The sequence below is a fragment of the Sphingobacterium paramultivorum genome, assembly GCF_014109745.1.
GTDB lineage: Bacteria > Bacteroidota > Bacteroidia > Sphingobacteriales > Sphingobacteriaceae > Sphingobacterium > Sphingobacterium paramultivorum.
Genome location: NZ_CP058555.1, coordinates 6,418,066 through 6,433,567, shown reverse-complemented (window position 1 = coordinate 6,433,567; position 15,502 = coordinate 6,418,066). Strand labels below are relative to the sequence as shown.

Sequence of the window (15,502 nt, the reverse complement as noted above, 5' to 3'; positions counted from 1 at the left end):
CAAACCAACCAACCAACCAACCAACCAAGCCCAATATCGAAAGCCGCACTAGTAACATTTCGTTTATAATTCACTAAATCATTTTAGTATACTTATATTCATATTCTGAAAAACCAAGAAGTATACCATGATAAAAACCAAAACCTCAATTTTTGTGCTGGCACTATCGCTCTTCGGTTGGCTTAATGCTTTGGCACAACAGCCACAGCTTTCAACCCCATGGACAGCAATAGCCAAGCAAACAGAAATTCCACTCTCCGAATATCCACGTCCCCAAATGGAAAGGAATGAATGGCTATGTCTCAACGGTAAATGGGATTATATAGGTGGAAAAGATGCTCCCAATGCACTGAATCCTGCTATCCCCATTTCCTTTGACCACAGCCGAGAAAGCATTCTTGTCCCCTATTGTCCAGAGTCCTATTTATCCGGAATACAACGCAAACGAGAAATTAATCTGTGGTATCGTAAAAATTTCGAGCTACCTAATCATTGGAAAGGGAAAGATATTATACTCCATTTTGGTGCAGTGGATCACGATGCGACCATATTTGTAAATGGAAGAAAAGCTGGTACTCATTCAGGTGGCTACGACTCCTTCTGGATCAACATCACTGAGTTTTTAAAGGCCGGTCCAAATAACATTGTCGTTGCAGCGCATGACAGGAACGACGGTAAGTATCCTTCGGGCAAAAATGGACCTCGAGGCGACTATACATTTTCTTCTGGCATATGGCAAACTGTATGGATGGAACCAGTAAGCAAAAACCATATACAGGGAATCAAATTGTTACCTCAAGTAGCAGAAAAACAACTAAAAATACAGGTCACTAGCACAGCGAAGGCAAAAGTTACGGCCATCGTTTCTTCCGAGGGAAAAGAAATTTCAAAAACGGTAATTCAGTCGGGCATGGAATTTAATATCCCGGTAGAAAATCCAAAACTTTGGTCTCCTGACTCCCCCTTTTTATACGATTTAAAATTAAGTATACATGGGAATAATGGAGAAATCATCGACGAGGTGAAGAGCTATTTTGGTATGCGTGATATTAAACTTGGTAAGGTAAACGGAATTGTAAGGCCGCTATTGAATGACAAATTTGTGATGCAGCTCGGTCTCCTGGATCAGGGATACTGGCCCGATGGTATTCTAACAGCACCTACGGAAGAAGCTCTCAAATATGACATCGAGTTTACCAAAAAAGCTGGTTATAACCTCATTCGTAAGCATATGAAAACCGAACCCCAACGGTTCTATTATTGGGCAGATAAAATGGGACTGCTCGTGTGGCAAGATATGCCTTGCCTTTGGTATCCCGATGAAGATACTACGATTTATCGAAAAGCATTTCGTGATGAATACAAGGCCATCATTGACGACCACTACAACTCCCCATCCATTATCGCCTGGGTTCCTTTTAACGAAAACTGGGGCGCTTTCGATGTACGCAATATTACCGACTGGACCAAACAATATGACCCTTCACGTTTAGTGAACGGTAATTCGGGATTTAACAACAATCCATCTTACCAAAAAGCTTATGGTGATCCCGGAAATGGAGATTTTGTTGACACCCATATCTATGTTGGCCCCAAGGGTGCCTCAGAACCTGATTCGAAACGGGCAGCTTCCCTTGGAGAGTTTGGTGGCGTAGGCTTATTTGTCCGCGGTCACATGTGGCCTGTCGAAAACAATGCCTATGCATACGAACCCACTATAGAGGCACTCACAGACCGTTATATATTCCTAATGGATAATGTCGAACAATTGCTCCGATACAAAGGACTGAGTGTTGCTATTTATACGCAAACTACCGACGTGGAACACGAAGTCAATGGACTATTGACTTACGACCGTAAAATACAAAAAATGGTTCTTGAAAGAATAAAAGCCGTCAACCAAGCCGTGATTAAAGCTGGAAATGAATTGAATTAGCGGATAAAGATGTTCGCTATTTCGCTCTCAAAGAATTTTCAAACGATTCAACTGAAACAGCTGTTCTTTTTGCAGAAGTGTTTAATAACAGTTCAAGGTGTAACACTATTATGGCAAAATATTCAGAAAAAGCATCTGAGAAAGTTGAAAAGACGATGCACGAAATGAAAGCGGGAAAATTAAAATCTGGTAGCGGAAAAAAGGTAACATCACGAAAACAGGCGATTGCCATTGGCCTCTCCGAAGCCAAAAAAGAAGGTGCCAAAGTACCCAAAAAAAAATCCTAGCAAGTAAACTTGCTAGGATTTTCTCTTTAGCCCAAATTATGCTTTTTCATGCGGCAATCTACAGTATGGATTTTTTCTTATCTGTACCATCATAAGGATCTGACAAAACATTTTGACTATCCTCGACATCTATAAAATTTTGATTTACATCTACGGGTGTATAAATATGAACACTGCTTCCATTTCTCTTTTTGAGATAATATTGAATCTTTGTTGTATCAATATTGGTCACATCTGAAGCTGTCCATATCATTTTATGACCTGCACCATCAATCGTTATTACTGTATCATTGCCACGAGCGATGATACGCTGCAGTCCCAATTCTCCTTTTCGATCACCTTCTCTTGTCAATAAATGTGTGTTCCCATCTTTATCAATCATCCTGATCTGTTGACTATTGTTGCATCCAACTAAAAGGATGAAACTAAATAGAAGAAATGGAAGGGTCGTTCGTATTATTTTCATATCGTTCGCGGTATAACTCAATATAGTTTAACGACGAGATACAAAGATGCTGCCAAAATACAGCTGGCATCAAAGATACCTTCCAAAAGTTAGCTGATTTCCCCTGAGTCGTTATTGCGCCTCCAGCAAACAACCTGCTGCTAATTCACAAACAAAAACTATCTGTCTTTATTTTATATCCGATTTTTTTATCAGACGGCTGGCACTTTCTGCTGCAATGATCAATGCTGCTGCAAGCATAATTACATCTTTCAGGACTAATCTACCGGCCGCAGATAAATAAGGAAAACCATAATTAGGTGACGGGAAATCCCCATCTAGCTTTGGCACAAACGCTTCTGGTGTTGTTATCAAGAAAGAAAGCGTAACCAATGACATAAGCACTGTAAACAACGCCCCCAAGACTCCGATTTTAGGATACCAGATACCTAAAAATATCATCAGACCAATTGAAACAATTACAAAGCCAAGTATATAAGAGAAAATATAGGTTCCATTTTCTTGGTGCCATGCAATATTTTTCTTTACGACACGGCCCTCTGGGTTTTTAAACAACTGGTATTCCGGTATTAGCTCTCCATTTTTATCCAACACTCGTTTTTCCGTATTATGATAAAAAAAACGCATTGCCGGACTATTAATAACAAAAGGAACGATACCATCAGCTTCATATTGAAATGCTTTTAATCCTCCAATCCATGCCATCACAATAAAAATTGAAATTCTAGCAAAGTTAGTAAAGGTATATTGCGACTTTGCCAATAGCTTTATTATTTTCTCCATAATGTAGTTTGTTTAATACCATGCAAAACTAAACAATGGCTTAAATCCACGACATGGACAAATAGATCTATAACATAGACTTTTCGGCAACAATTGATAAACCGACACGCTTTCGAAATACCTTAGGAGATACGCCTACCATCTTCTTAAAAAATCTACTGAAATAAAACTCGTCTTTGTACTGCAAATCGGCTGCTATTTCTTTAATACTTTTGGCCGTCAAATGGAGTTGTCTTTTACTTTCCAATACGAGGCGTTCCTGGATCAACTTTGAAGGGGATTTTCCCCATTTCAATTTTATTTTTTTCGTAAAAACGGCTGGACTTAAACCATAGTTCGCTGAATAAAAGGTAACTTCTTTATGCGCTTTATAATTCTTTTCCAAAAACTGCTCAAAGTCATCAATAATATCTCTATGAGCCCAATACGGTTTTTGTACGTCGTTAAAAAGTAGCTTTTCTCTACTCGCCAGCGCTAAAATCAGCTGTAGATAGGTTCTGCTCAATGACTGATCATAGGATTCCGACGACATTTTGAGCTGATCTATTTTTTCCATGATCGTTGATATCTCTTGATAAATAGCTGCTGAGAGCAACACATGAGGTTGCTGGTAGATGTTGTTGAATAGAATTCCATTACAGGCAACTTCATCTTTATGATATTCTATACAATAAAAATCGCCGTGAAATTTTAGCACACTGAAAGTACTTTTCAGCACGACATCCATCGTAAACAACTGATAGGGAGACAAAAACAAAATACTTTTAGGATCCGCATGGTATGTCACCAAATCAACCGAAAAACTCGCCGCTTTTTCAAATAAAAGAATGCAGTACAATGGTTCACTAATGTTGAATCTACCGGCAGATAATACTAATTTTTCAAACAGGATATGGGAATAGTTCATGTTATTAAGCTAAAATATGAATTTAATCGAACCTATTCATCCGGTCTTAAGCTTCGCTTCAAATGATAAAACTTAAGTAGAATATGGTCATACCATAAGGCAAACAAAAGCATAGTAGCGGGTAACAACAATGTTTTCAATTTAAAATATTGAAACATAAAACCACCTATAATTCCCCCGATAAAAAAGCCTCCAATAATCATCAACTTAAGAAAAATACTTTTGTGTAATTTCACTTTCTCAGCAATTTCTCTATAAAAAAGCAACTGTGAAAGTTCAATACCAAGATCAGTAAACAATCCGGTCAAATGCGTCGTTCTGACAACTGATTGTGACACCTTCGTTACCAGGGCATTTTGAAGTCCCATAGCAAAAAGAAGGGCAAATGAAATTATTGCTGGAAACGTTGGTCCTGCTTTAACGAAAGCTGGGAGCAGTCCTACATTAATTAAGATAATAGACTCGATACAAATTGGAATGATATAGGCGTTATGTGATTTATTTTTTGAGGCTAATTCTACGATAAAACCTGAAACGGATGCTCCCATTAAAAAGAAAGCAATGTATAACAAATAAATCAAAGCCATCTTGTAATTCATTAAAATCAACTGTTCTGAAAAAAATGCGAAGTGACCTGTGACATTTGTTGTTAAAGTGCCAACGGCAAGAACACCTGTAATATTAACCAGGCCTGCAACACAAGACAAAATAGAGGCTAACTTCAAATTATGAGTATAATTCCTTCCTCTCCCTTGATGCCTAAACATTTGAATTAATCTTTATAAATTAGAGAAAATAAGATTCATTTAAGGTTTCAGTAAATCATATACCCTGACATAATCCACCTCCATCTCTGTAGGAAATGCGCTGGCATCGATGCCTTGCACACCGCCCCAATCTCCACCAACGGCTAGATTCAATAGTAAATGAAATCTTTTATCAAATGGCCACACGCCATTGCCTTTTCCTTCATTCGGAAAACTATAGATCTGTACATCATCCACGAAACCCCGGATATACTCGGGGGTCCAGTCTATCCGATAATCATGAAACTCCGATGTTGCCTGATCAATTCGCTTCATCACTCCTTTTTGAGTTCCAATGGAATGATTATAGTCCTTTGTATGAACGGTAATATGTATTGCATTCTCGGCATAACCGACATGCTCCATGATATCTATTTCTCCCGAATGTGGCCATCCTCCGTAAACCCAATCTGTCGGCAACATCCAAGCGGCTGCCCACGTACCTTTCCCTTTCGGTACCTTGGCTCGGACTATAAATCGACCATACAGAAAATCGCCCTTGTTCTTACTGACCAGCCTAGCAGAAGTATAGTCCAACCCTTCATATTGTTCTTTTATTGCAGTAATACGTAAAACACCATTTGCCACACTTGCATTTTTCCTGTTTGCATCTGTATAGTATTGAAGTTCATGATTTCCCCAACCATTATGCAAGGAGCCTACATCATATCCCCATTTTTTTGCGTCTGGCAGACCATTGTAATCAAACTCATCACTCCAACTGGGCGTTTCAGCAAACTTATATTCTCCTGCATGCGTACTATCGGGACTTGCGGAAAGTATTGTGATCAAAGGAAGTATCCAAAGGCTCATTATGTTTATATTTTATACAACTATGTATAAAGCTAATGAAAAATACGAATACATTACTTCATATCGGAGAGGCGATTTAAATTTCAGTTAGCAATCATAAAATCACGGCTATTAACTTTAGTGCAATCATTTTCTACTTACTAAACCGTGTACAATTAACCAATGGATAGTAATAAAAAGGAGGAGATTACCGACAATTAATATAAATTACGCTTAAAAAAAGTAGGAACCGTCAGATTACGATAAATTGCTTTCGTAAGATTTCTGGAAAATATACTTTTGAAAAAACTTTTAGGACTGTACGACACAAGTAAAAGATCAATAGCTTCGATTTCTACCATGTAGTCGATGCAACGCGGTATAGGCATATTGTAATCTAAGCGATTGACCGCATTTTTTTCCACATAATCAATTTTATTAAACGAAAATTGGACAGATAGCTTTTGTTTCCAGTCTTCAATATCTTCTTGTTTTGGAGAGATATACTTTTGTGTTACGTGCAACAGGCTGAGATTAAATTTCTCCGGTACACGTAAGATGAAACTGTCGAGTAGATCATATTCGGACGCTTTAAAATTGCTCAGTAATCCGATATTTTGTAACCTAAATTTTTGGAAAGTGATCGGTACTGCCAAGACACCAATTGGACTCTTTTTTATCAGGGCGAAGGTATTGCTTCCCAAGACCGCTTTTTGTATCATACCTTTACCCTTAGCTCCCATAACGATAAAGCGATATTCCTTTTCTTGTAGTAAGTTTAGTACCGTTTTTTCCAAGTCGCCGGGCAAACTTACGGTTTTACAGCTGAGATCAGGAAATTCATCGTCGATACGTATCTGCCAGTCCTTGAGCATGCCTTCAGCCTCTTCCTTCTGAGGCGTCAAAAACATATTCTCCATTTTCGCATGGACACTGTCTTTTATTGGGATAGTATAAGTATGCAGAAGCTCTACTGTCCAATTAAATTTTTTAGCCAGATTCGCCGCATATCGAATAGCAGTCCATGAGTTTTCAGAAAAATCGGTGAGTACGAGAATTGTTTTGTCCATAAATATTTTGCAGATAAATCAGCGCGGATTATTAGTATTACAACAGTAAAGAAGGCAGAAGGTTTTTAATAAAAAATCAAAAGAGAGACTTTAAAAAAAAGGTTTTCAAACGGGGAGAATGAAAACCTTAAATAACCAATTATAAACCTAAATTATGATACAACAAAGATAAGCATCAAAAAGATAAAAACCAAAATAAACTACTAAAAAGATAGACTTTTTTTTTACTAAGGAATCAGTACAGCCCTTCCTTTGATCTTACCGTTGCGCATTCGATCATAAACTTCGTTAGCCTGATCAAGCTTAAACTGCTCAATTTCAATATGAATCTTCCTTTGCCTAGCCAAACCTACAACTTCCATAAGCTCAACCCGCGAGCCCCAATATGGGTTTGTCATACTCACACCAAAAGGAAGCCCCGACATATTGTACTGGTAGTGTCCCCCACCTAATCCAACAATTGTCAGGTCACCATCCAAACCAACAACCTTTGTTCCTAGATCTATAGTCGATGTTGCGCCGACAAAATCAATCACAACTTTAGCTTTTTTAATTCCAGTAATCTTATTGATTTGTTCGGCTGCATTTGCATCTTTCGAATTAACCGCATAGGCTGCGCCCAGTTCTTTAGCAAAGGCTAGTTTTTCTTCGGTGACATCACAGGCGATAATTGAACTCGCGCTTACTTCATTTAGTATTTGCAAGGCAACATGGCCCAAACCTCCAACTCCGATCACAACCACATACTCATCTGCTGTCAATTTGCCTATCGAACGCTTTATCGCCGAATAAGGAGTAAGTGCCGCATCCGTTAATGGCGCAGCAATGACTGGATCTAAGTCATAAATTGGGACCAGTAAACGGGAAGAAGGGACAAGCATATATTCCGCCATCCCACCATCAAGGCCTAGCCCACCACCATAAGCCATTTCAGACTGGTGATCACAATAATTTTCCTTTGATTGCTGACAGGGTTTACAGTGCCCACAACCCCAAGGGCCATAGACCAGTACCGCGTCTCCTTTTTTATAGTCTTTTACATCCGATCCAACTTCTTCAATCCAGCCCGCATTTTCGTGTCCCAAGGTAAATACCGTACCTACAACGGTCCCCTCATCTATAATGTGGAGATCAGAATGACAAACACCTGCGCCACCAATTTTTAGTAACACTTCATCACCCTTAGGAACGGGCTTGACCATATCATTTACAACGCGGACATCTTTATGCCCAAAAAAACGTACTGCTTTCATATTGAAAAATTTTTGTTGACTAATAGAAAAACAAATAAGAACGATATATGTTTCAACGCATATGAAGACAGCGGCAACTTGTAAGTCTTATTTCAAGAAAAAGTACTGCAATCCCCTGATCGTATTACCTAACGGGCAAGTCAAAAGTATTCATGCAATAAAGGCCGGCAACCCGAGGATATTTATGTATTTTTATCGGGAATCAAATGATAAAATACATGCTAAAAAAAGGTGAACATATTGAAGGCGTCCCTATGGAACTCCAACAATTGTTGGATATGGACGAAAAAGCCAATGCTTTTTTTGAAACACTTTCCAAATCATACAAACAAGGCTATTGTGATTGGGTTGGATCAGCAAAACAGGAACAAACCCGAAAGACAAGAGCTGAAAAAGCAATACAAATGCTACGAAATAATCAGAAAACCCTTAAAACGGTCTAGAACAAGCCAATTGGGCATTACGCTTGCTACCTACTTATCAAAAAGTACCGTAAGCCATTTTTGCCCAATTGTAAGAATAGATCAGGGCCGCCTCAATAAACTAGATCAAGCGATAGCAAAGTACCCTATAAAAGAACAAGTCACTTTTCAATCAAGCAAACTTTTTTTAAAAAACTCATTCACAACAGCATAAAAGTAGGACAAACGCTTTCACCTATTAGAGAATAAAAAAAGTGTAATTTCCACTTCCCCAGCTCATTCGAAAGAACATCAAACTAAAAAACAACGAAAATAAATTCGAAAAACACCTAAAAACATAACCCATTGAAGAAAACTAAAGCTATTTAGGTCATATTTTTTAAAAATATCACCTAAACACAATTTCAAAAACGGAATTTGAGCAATTTTTACACAATTAATCACTAAAACACCGTCAGTTTAAACACTTTGTAACAATATTACATAAACTTTAAAATTTCCATACCTAAATCACTTGTATCATTTTTAAAGTTTAATTACATTTGCTTTCAAGGATGCAAGGAAAATTCCATCAATATCTGTTCGGCGTGGTTTGCGCAATACTTATCAGTTTTGGCTGGTATCATGTGGCAACACCAAATAATATCCCCTCCTGCAATCTTCATGCTGTCAATCACTTCAACAAGCAAGTAAAAAGCGAAGGTTATGAGACCAAAGTTATTCGCAAAACTAAACGTCATCGGCATGAAAAACTAAGGGCTTATTTTTCAGAAAATGATAATGAAAACGACGACACGGGAAGTGATTCCAATAGCCCGAATTTATTCGCACTTACAGGAGATGGTTTTGGAAATCTAGCCGCCTATATCCATCCTCAATTTCACAATACACGCACAGCAGTTTCGCTTGCAAATTCCAACCAGCTTACTTCACGAAAAAACGCCCTATACATCCATTACAGTGTATTCAGGCTGTGATTTTTTAATAATTTCTTAAAAAAACATCAAAATAGCTTTCAAAATCACCTGGAAGCATGTCACACTATTGTTCAATTTTTCGAAAATTATTAAAAAACTATTATCATGGTCATGAGAAGCTTTATGTATATAAGCCTGTGCCTTATTATTCTATCTACAAGCTGTCAGTCAGAAAAAAAAGACAAAAAAGAAGCTGCAGTTTTCAACGTCACTACTCCTTTGGTCAAAGATACAATTGTCAATAAAGATTATGTCGCCCAAATCCGTTCGATCAACCATATTGAATTGCGTGCGCAAGAAAAAGGCTACATTCAATCGATATTTGTCGATGAAGGTCAATTTGTACAAAAAGGACAACCCCTCTTTAAAATCATGCCCAACCTCTATGAGTCCGATGTTAATCGTGCTAAAGCAGAGGTAAAATATGCTGAAATCGAATATCAGAACACCAAAAATCTGTCCGAAAAAGAGATTGTCGCTCCGCAGGAAACTGAAATGGCAAAAGCAAAATATGAAAAAGCCAAAGCTGAGCTAGCCGCTATGAATACGCATCTCAAATTTACTGACATCGTAGCACCGTTTTCCGGCATCGTTGGTAAGCTTCATGTCCGTAAAGGAAGTCTTGTCGATGAAGGCGAGTTGATCACAGAATTGTCCGATAACAGTAAAATGTGGGTTTACTTCAATGTCCCCGAAGTCGAATACCTCAATCAAATGGACGCAAAAAAAGACAATAGCCCGCTGCATGTACGGTTAAACATGGCCAATGGAAAAGAATTCGGTCATGAGGGTATTGTTGAAACAATTGAATCAGACTTCAATAATGAAACTGGAAATATTGCCTACAGAGCGACTTTTCCAAATCCAAAGGGATTATTGCGTTATGGCGAGACAGGTAATATCGTCATTACATCGCCCTATAATAATGCGCTTATGATACCGCAGAAAGCTACATTCGAGGAGCTTGAAAAAAAATATGTTTACGTTATTACAAAAGATAATAAAGTAAAAGCAAGAGAAATAAAAGTTGCTGCCGAACTGCCGCATATCTATGTTGTTTCTTCCGGATTGGGCAAGGACGAAAAGATTCTACTGAATGGACTTCGCATGGTACAGGAAAACCAGACTATTGAATCCAAATATCAGACTCCGGAGAAAGTCATGTCAAACTTAGATTTATATGCAGAGTAATTAAAAAAGCAGCATTATGTTTAAAAAAGTAATACACCGACCGGTATTTGCTATTGTTATATCGGTTGTAATCCTATTTATCGGAGGTTTGGCCATAAAGCAACTTCCTACAGAGCAATTTCCAAAAATCGCACCGACTACAGTTGCGGTCTCCATTGCCTATCCTGGTGCAAGTGCTGATGTACTTGTAAAATCCTCCCTGATTACACTGGAGAATGCAATCAATGGTGTACAGGGAATGCGCTATATCGCAACCGATGCGACCAGTGCCGGTGAAGCGACCGTAAACGTCGTATTTGACCCTGGAACAGACCCCAACGATGCCGTAGTACTGGTGAAAACCCGGGTGGATCAAGTTATGCCACTATTGCCTGAACTTGTTCAAAAGGAAGGAGTCGTCGTCAATCCAATTCAGCCCAGTATGCTGATGTACGTGAATCTTTACAGTACGAATAAAAGCATGGATGAAAAGTTCTTGTACAACTACGCAACTGTAAACATCATTCCTGAAATCAATCGTATTCATGGTATCGCCAAATCGCAAATCTTAGGTAGCCGTAGATATGCCATGCGCGTCTGGTTAAATCCCGACCGTATGCGCGCTTACAGCTTGTCAGTTGACGAAGTGATGAAAGCGATAGGAGAACAAAGTATCATCGGCCGTCCCGGTCGACTGGGGCAAAGCTCGGGTATTGCAGCGCAATCCCTCGAATATGTCCTAACCTATAAAGGGCAATACAATACACCTGAAGAATATGACAATATTATCGTTCGCGCAAACGGCGACGGTGAAAACATCAAGTTAAAAGACGTAGCTAAAGTCGAACTGGGAAGTGAATTCTTTGACATCTATTCCAATTTAGACGGGCATCCCTCGGCTTCGATTGTGTTGAAACAGAATTATGGTAGTAATGCCAATGACGTTATTAAAGATGTGAAGGCAAAGCTTGCGGAGATGAAAGGTAACTTTCCCCCAGGTATAGACTATAAAATCAGTTATGACGTATCCCAATTCTTGGATGCTTCTATCGAACAGGTGATGCATACCCTACGCGATGCTTTTATTTTAGTTGCCATTGTTGTGTTTATTTTCCTTGGCGACTGGCGTTCGACTTTGATTCCGATCATCGCCGTGCCCGTTTCGCTGATAGGTACATTCTTCGTCATCCAATGGTTCGGCATGTCGATCAACTTAGTGACCTTGTTTGCGTTGGTGCTTGCCATCGGGATTGTCGTAGACAATGCCATTGTGGTCATTGAAGCAGTACATGCCAAAATGGAAGAAAGTGCCATATCGCCGTACAGTGCTGTAAAAGAAGTCATGGCCGAAATCGCAGGTGCTATTATCGCTATTACAGCTGTTATGGTTGCCGTTTTTATCCCCATTTCATTTATGACAGGTCCTGTCGGAACATTTTACCGTCAATTTTCAATTACCATGGCCAGTTCCATCGTGATATCTGCAGTAGTCGCATTAACCCTTACTCCTGTGCTGGCTGCGATGCTCCTAAAAAATAACCATGGTAAACCCAAAAAATCAAACGTATTCACTAAATCGCTCGACCTTTTTAACCGTACTTTTGATAAAATAACGGGCAAGTATGCCTCCTTACTTCGTAAAATTGCCAGCCGAAGAGTGATTACATGGGGTATCTTAATAGCATTCTGTGTCGGAATTTTCGTCATTAACAAAACGCTTCCAGGAGGTTTTATACCGAGTGAGGACCAAGGCACAATATATGCCATTATTCAGACTCCTCCAGGATCAACATTGGAACAGACCAATAAGCTTTCTAGAGAGCTCCAGAAGATCTGTCAAGGGGTAGATGGGGTTGAATCTGTCTCATCACTGGCAGGTTATGAAATCATGACCGAAGGTCGTGGATCGAATGCCGGAACCTGTCTTATCAACCTCAAAACCTGGGGTGAACGTGAACACTCCGTTAAAGAGATCATGGAAGAACTTGAAGAAAAATCAAAAAATCTAGGTGCAACGGTTGAATTCTTCGAACCTCCCGCTGTTCCGGGTTTTGGTTCTTCTGGAGGTTTCTCCATGCGCCTGCTGGACCTCAATAGGACCACCGATTACCAAGATTTCGATAAAGTAAATAAAGCGTTTATCGCTAATCTAAAGAAACGTAAGGAACTGACCGGGGTCTTTACATTCTTTGCCGCCAACTACCCACAATACGAATTGGTATTTGACAATAACGCCGCCATGCAAAAAGGCGTTTCCATTGGTAAAGCCATGGACAACCTCAATATCCTTATCGGTAGTACCTATGAGCAGGGTTTTATCCGTTTCGGTCAATTCTTCAAGGTTTATGTACAATCTTCACCAGAATTTAGAAGGTTACCTTCCGATATCATGAACCTTTACGTCAAAAACGATCATGACCAAATGGTTCCTTATTCGGCCTTTATGACCCTAAAAAAAACACAGGGACCAAACGAAATCACGCGCTACAACATGTACAATTCGGCCGCCATCCGTGGACTTCCGGCAAATGGGTATACAACGGCCGACGCTATTCAGGCAATCAACGAAACTGCACTTCAAACATTACCACATGGCTATAAAGTTGCCTGGGAGGGCTTGTCCTATGATGAGGCTCAACGTGGAAACGAAGCCGTTTATGTCTTTTTAGTCGTCTTAGTCTTCGTATATCTTGTACTTGCTGCGCAGTACGAAAGCTTCATCATTCCGTTTGCGGTATTGTTGTCGCTACCAGTTGGTGTATTTGGATCATTCTTCCTATTAAAAGTTATGGGACTTGAAAATGATATCTATGCACAGGTCGGACTGATCATGATTATTGGTTTATTGGGTAAAAATGCGGTGCTTATCGTAGAATTTGCCGTGAAAAGGCGCCAAGCTGGCGATAGCATATTGGAAGCAGCTATTGAGGGCTCACGAGCGCGTTTCAGACCGATCCTCATGACCTCATTTGCATTTATCGCTGGACTTGTACCACTTGTCTTTGCCAGTGGTGCCGGAGCTATCGGTAACCACACCATAGGTGCCTCAGCACTGGGAGGTATGCTCGTCGGAACAATCTTTGGCGTTATTGTCATTCCCGGACTTTACTACATTTTTGCAAAATTGGCTGACGGAAGAAAAATGATCCAAGCCGAAGACGAATCACCATTAAGCGAAGACATGATACATTATGAATAAGAACAGATTATATCACTATACAGGTTTCGCACTTTTCTTGCTTAGTCTTGCAGCCTGCAAACCACTGGAAATAAAACAACGTGCCGAAAATAGAACCGTTCCTGGGAAATATAGCGATGCTGACAGCGACACCGTGAATACAGGAAAAATCAAATGGAACAGCTATTTCAGCGATCCCAATCTACAAGGACTGATCGGTCAAGCACTAGCAAACAACCAGGAGCTACATATTATGCTTCAGGAAATTGAAATAGCCAAAAATGAGGTAAGCGCCAAAAAAGGTGAATATCTACCTTCCGTAGGTGTAAAAGTTGGCGCCGGGGTCGACAAAGTTAGTCGCTACACAAACATTGGAGCGATGGAAAAGAATACGGAAATCGAACCCGGACGCGAAATGCCGGAACCGCTATTTGATTTTGGAGTTGGTGTACAGGCACAATGGGAAACAGATATCTGGGGTAAACTCCACAATGCGACCAAAGCGCAGCTGCAAAGGTATTTTGCCAGCGTGGAAGGCAAAAACTTTATGGTAACTCACCTGATCGCTGAAATTGCAGATTCTTATTATGAACTCCTGGCGCTGGACAACGAACTCTTGGTTATCAATGAGAATGTAAAGATTCAAAACGATGCACTGGTCGTGGTAAATGACTTGAAGAAAAATGCGCGATCCAATAAACTTGCCGTCAAAAGATTTGAAGCCCAAATATTGAAAACCCAAGGTATGCAATATGATATCAAGCAGAAGATCACAGAAACAGAAAATAGAATAAACTACCTTGTTGGAAGATTCCCGCAGCCGGTTCAAAGGGATCAACAATCCTTTGATAAGCTTGTTCCACAAACCGTTTATGCGGGCATCCCGGCCGACCTTCTGGAAAACAGACCGGATATAAAGCAGGCCGAATATGAACTTGCAGCCTCCAAACTGGACATCAAATCGGCCAAAGCCCGCTTTTACCCTTCTTTGGACATTGCGGCGGGAGTAGGTTTTCAAGCTTTTGATCCGACTTATCTCATCAAACCGGAAGCCTTTCTCTCTTCCCTCGTTGGTGAACTTACTGCCCCTTTGATCAACAAACGGGCAATTAAAGCCGCGTATTATAGCGCAAATGCACGACAGGTTCAGGCTGTTTACCATTATGAACAGACCATATTGGCGGCTTATATTGAAGTTGCAAACCAGCTCTCCAAAATTAAAAATCTCGAGAATGGCCTACAAATTAAGACCAAGGAAGTCGATGCATTAAATGAGTCTATCGGTATTTCCAACGACCTCTTTAAATACGCCCGCGCAGATTATATGGAGGTTCTGCTGACACAACGCGATGCCCTGGAATCCAAATTTGAGCTCGTTGAGAAAAAGGTCAACCAACTCAAAGCAAGCGTAGCGATATACAGATCCCTAGGTGGTGGATGGGATCATCAATAGCA

The 15,502-nt window shown here is 39.9% G+C and carries 14 protein-coding genes; 7 read left to right on the top strand and 7 right to left on the bottom strand.

All coding sequences use genetic code 11. The features are described from left to right. Window positions 1-127: 127 nt before the first annotated feature. Window positions 128-1,936 carry a glycoside hydrolase family 2 protein gene (locus HS960_RS26725; protein ID WP_182330917.1) on the top strand — a complete coding sequence of 603 codons (1,809 nt, stop codon included), beginning with the start codon at window positions 128-130 and terminating at the stop codon, window positions 1,934-1,936. Window positions 1,937-2,046: 110 nt separating this feature from the next. After that, window positions 2,047-2,223: a DUF6496 domain-containing protein gene (locus HS960_RS26720; protein ID WP_182330916.1), complete on the top strand. Its 177-nt coding sequence runs from the start codon at window positions 2,047-2,049 to the stop codon at window positions 2,221-2,223. Between the two features lie 58 nt (window positions 2,224-2,281). Here the strand turns inward: HS960_RS26720 and HS960_RS26715 are convergent, their stop codons facing one another. From HS960_RS26715 to HS960_RS26685, 7 genes are all read right to left on the bottom strand, one after another. After that, on the bottom strand, window positions 2,282-2,689 hold the full coding sequence (locus HS960_RS26715) for a hypothetical protein (protein ID WP_182330915.1): 408 nt from the start codon (window positions 2,687-2,689) through the stop codon (window positions 2,282-2,284). A gap of 168 nt (window positions 2,690-2,857) precedes the next feature. Next, on the bottom strand, window positions 2,858-3,472 hold the full coding sequence (locus tag HS960_RS26710; RefSeq protein ID WP_153845266.1) for a DUF417 family protein: 615 nt from the start codon (window positions 3,470-3,472) through the stop codon (window positions 2,858-2,860). Window positions 3,473-3,539: 67 nt separating this feature from the next. Next, entirely contained in the window at window positions 3,540-4,379 is an 840-nt protein-coding gene (locus HS960_RS26705; protein WP_182330914.1) for a helix-turn-helix domain-containing protein, read from the bottom strand. Between the two features lie 32 nt (window positions 4,380-4,411). Beyond that, window positions 4,412-5,146 (bottom strand): YoaK family protein, encoded by a 735-nt coding sequence (locus HS960_RS26700; RefSeq protein ID WP_182330913.1) that lies wholly within the window; start codon window positions 5,144-5,146, stop codon window positions 4,412-4,414. A gap of 39 nt (window positions 5,147-5,185) precedes the next feature. Next, complete coding sequence (locus tag HS960_RS26695; RefSeq protein WP_182330912.1) at window positions 5,186-5,998, bottom strand: glycoside hydrolase family 16 protein; 813 nt, start codon at window positions 5,996-5,998, stop codon at window positions 5,186-5,188. Window positions 5,999-6,195: 197 nt separating this feature from the next. Next, window positions 6,196-7,047: a universal stress protein gene (locus HS960_RS26690; RefSeq protein WP_159731542.1), complete on the bottom strand. Its 852-nt coding sequence runs from the start codon at window positions 7,045-7,047 to the stop codon at window positions 6,196-6,198. A 227-nt stretch (window positions 7,048-7,274) separates the two neighbouring features. After that, window positions 7,275-8,300: an NAD(P)-dependent alcohol dehydrogenase gene (locus HS960_RS26685; protein WP_159731544.1), complete on the bottom strand. Its 1,026-nt coding sequence runs from the start codon at window positions 8,298-8,300 to the stop codon at window positions 7,275-7,277. 206 nt (window positions 8,301-8,506) lie between these two features. On the opposite strand from HS960_RS26685, the gene HS960_RS26680 reads away from it, so the two are divergent. The 5 genes from HS960_RS26680 to HS960_RS26660 all read left to right on the top strand — a co-directional run bounded on the left by HS960_RS26680 (window position 8,507) and on the right by HS960_RS26660 (window position 15,500). Next, a complete protein-coding gene (locus HS960_RS26680; protein WP_182330911.1) occupies window positions 8,507-8,743 on the top strand; it encodes a YdeI/OmpD-associated family protein in 237 nt (78 codons plus the stop codon). A gap of 533 nt (window positions 8,744-9,276) precedes the next feature. Further along, the gene (locus HS960_RS26675; protein ID WP_159731548.1) at window positions 9,277-9,699 is read left to right on the top strand and encodes a hypothetical protein; all 423 of its coding nucleotides are present in this window, start codon (window positions 9,277-9,279) and stop codon (window positions 9,697-9,699) included. A 111-nt stretch (window positions 9,700-9,810) separates the two neighbouring features. Beyond that, the gene (locus HS960_RS26670) at window positions 9,811-10,890 is read left to right on the top strand and encodes an efflux RND transporter periplasmic adaptor subunit (protein ID WP_228280133.1); all 1,080 of its coding nucleotides are present in this window, start codon (window positions 9,811-9,813) and stop codon (window positions 10,888-10,890) included. Window positions 10,891-10,906: 16 nt separating this feature from the next. Next, the gene (locus HS960_RS26665) at window positions 10,907-14,068 is read left to right on the top strand and encodes an efflux RND transporter permease subunit (RefSeq protein ID WP_182330910.1); all 3,162 of its coding nucleotides are present in this window, start codon (window positions 10,907-10,909) and stop codon (window positions 14,066-14,068) included. Beyond that, window positions 14,061-15,500 (top strand): TolC family protein, encoded by a 1,440-nt coding sequence (locus HS960_RS26660; protein WP_182330909.1) that lies wholly within the window; start codon window positions 14,061-14,063, stop codon window positions 15,498-15,500. The genes HS960_RS26665 and HS960_RS26660 overlap by 8 nt, the downstream gene beginning before the upstream one ends. Window positions 15,501-15,502: the final 2 nt, after the last annotated feature.